We start from the raw sequence: 1994 nt of genomic DNA on the forward strand, positions 1-1994 counted from the left end.
CCTTTTTGTATGTAACAGCTATTTAGTTAGCTACATAATCAACCTGATATTCTTTGCCTGATTGTAATATAGCCCAAATGAGTCGGGCATTCTTGGCGGCCAGAGCGACACAGGCACGCTTGAAACCTCGGCGTTCAATAAGGTCTTTTATCCACAAACTCGTTCGGTCAGTTTTGTTTTTGCAATTGGCCATGACGGCTCTGGCACCGTGGATGAGAGCGGTTCGTATGTGTTTTTCACCCCGCTTGCTAATTCGACCTAACCTTGCCACACCGCCGGTTGTATATTGTTTGGGGACCAGCCCAATCCAAGCAGAAAAAGCGCGGCTAGTTGAAAAATGTTTAGCATCGTTGACAGTCGCGACCACAGCGGTAGCAGTAGTTTCGCCGACCCCAGGAATACTCATTAAGCGTTTAGCGGCTTGCATCTGATTAGCCAGTCGATAGAGTTTTCTATCGTATTTGAGGATTTCTAGGTTCAATTGCTGAATGCTTTGCCATAAGTCTTCGAGTAATTCTCGAGCGAGAAAAGGCAAGCCATTTTCTGCATCTTCGAGTATTGATGATATTGCATTTTGAGCAGGATAGCGTCCTTTTGGCATGATGATATCAAACTCTGACAGTAAACCTCTTAATCGATTGATTCGAGCAGTTCTGTCTTTAATCGCGCCTTGGCGAATACGATGTAGGCATAGAACCGCTTGTTGGTCTTCGCTTTTTATACTGACATAACGGGTTTTAGGGCGAGAGACGGCTTCACAAATAGCTTCAGCATCATTGGCATCATTTTTTTCATTTTGACGGTATGGAATAACAAATTTAGATGCCATGATGCGAACATCGTGGCCCAGTTTACGAAACTCTCGTGCCCAGTAATGTGAACCAGAGCAGGCTTCCATACCGATGGTACATTGAGGTAAATTGGCTACTTCCGCTAACAGTTTATTTCTTTTAACGGTTTTGCGTAGTTTTATCTTGCCATGTTCATCTACGCCATGAATACTAAAAACTAATTTGGCTAAATCAATGCCAACGACTTTAATTAAAGACATATGGACTCTACACTATTTTTGAAAATTCGCACTTTCACTATGGCACAACAATGCCAATTTGGGCGGGGAGTCCATATCATTCGTTATGTGTGCAGGAGTTTAGCCTTGATTGAAGACTATACAAAAGAATATTGGCTAAATGAATTGAGAGAGTCCGCGAAATTCTTAGAGAGCTTATATCGTACCATTTTGTGGGATAATGAACTTGAATTTAAAACAGAAAAAGCTGTATTTCTTGGTTGTTACGCAATTCGTAAGTTGAAAGAGAGTAAATTACTCAGTACGGAGCTTTCAGGTTTTAATACTAGTTTAATTTCGCACCCTATTAAAACTGATCATAAAACTGAAGACGGTGAAAAATGGTCTAAAAAATACCACTTTGGGCAAAGTGATAAACATGAACTAGCTTTGGAAAGGTTATGTAACCAATTTATCCATAGCAAAATATATTCTCCATTTGTTCCTGGAGGCTTAGGTTGCATGGGCTTCTTTTTTGCTTCGGATAAAGAGTACAAAAAACGAGTTTACTATGTTCAGCTTGTAAAAATCGTCAGTATCTTTTTAAGTGTTGTAAAAAATAAAAAAATTAATTTAGAACTTGAGGTTAATGGAGCTAATGTTAGTGCCGTAAACCTAGCAATGCACACATAACACATATGAGCCTCCGGTCTATCAATAACAAAAGAATACCCCTTGACCACTTTTTCAAGATCAATCTGATTGCTAATATCAGGTTTGTTTACTTCGTCTGTCATGGTTGATGTTAGGTATATTGCCTACGTCAAACACATATATGACTAGCCGGTTACCGGGCTCTTAATGTTGCACTTTTAGGTCCTTCTGATTTGCAACGGCACTAGACATTCATCGGTTAACCTTCATCTGTCCTATTCAAAGCGTGTTGGCTACTAAATCCAGTTAGAGCGAGGCTCAGTAAAGGTGT

Annotated in this window: 2 protein-coding genes; one reads left to right on the top strand and one right to left on the bottom strand. The window is 40.1% G+C overall.

The features are described 5' to 3' along the window. Positions 1 to 22: 22 nt before the first annotated feature. A complete protein-coding gene (locus J3L16_RS15690) occupies positions 23 to 1051 on the bottom strand; it encodes an IS110 family transposase (RefSeq protein ID WP_207614007.1) in 1029 nt (342 codons plus the stop codon). Between the two features lie 39 nt (positions 1052 to 1090). Here J3L16_RS15690 and J3L16_RS15695 point away from each other — a divergent pair, with 39 nt between their 5' ends. After that, positions 1091 to 1702 carry a hypothetical protein gene (locus tag J3L16_RS15695; RefSeq protein WP_207614008.1) on the top strand — a complete coding sequence of 204 codons (612 nt, stop codon included), beginning with the start codon at positions 1091 to 1093 and terminating at the stop codon, positions 1700 to 1702. The last annotated feature ends 292 nt before the right edge of the window (positions 1703 to 1994 follow it).

The organism is Alteromonas sp. 5E99-2 (assembly GCF_017368475.1).
GTDB lineage: Bacteria > Pseudomonadota > Gammaproteobacteria > Enterobacterales > Alteromonadaceae > Alteromonas_F.

Coding starts and splice junctions, on each gene's coding strand:
- J3L16_RS15695 (WP_207614008.1), top strand. CDS start 1,091: ATGGCACAACAATGCCAATTTGGGCGGGGAGTCCATATCATTCGTTAT.
- J3L16_RS15690 (WP_207614007.1), bottom strand. CDS start 1,051: ATGTCTTTAATTAAAGTCGTTGGCATTGATTTAGCCAAATTAGTTTTT.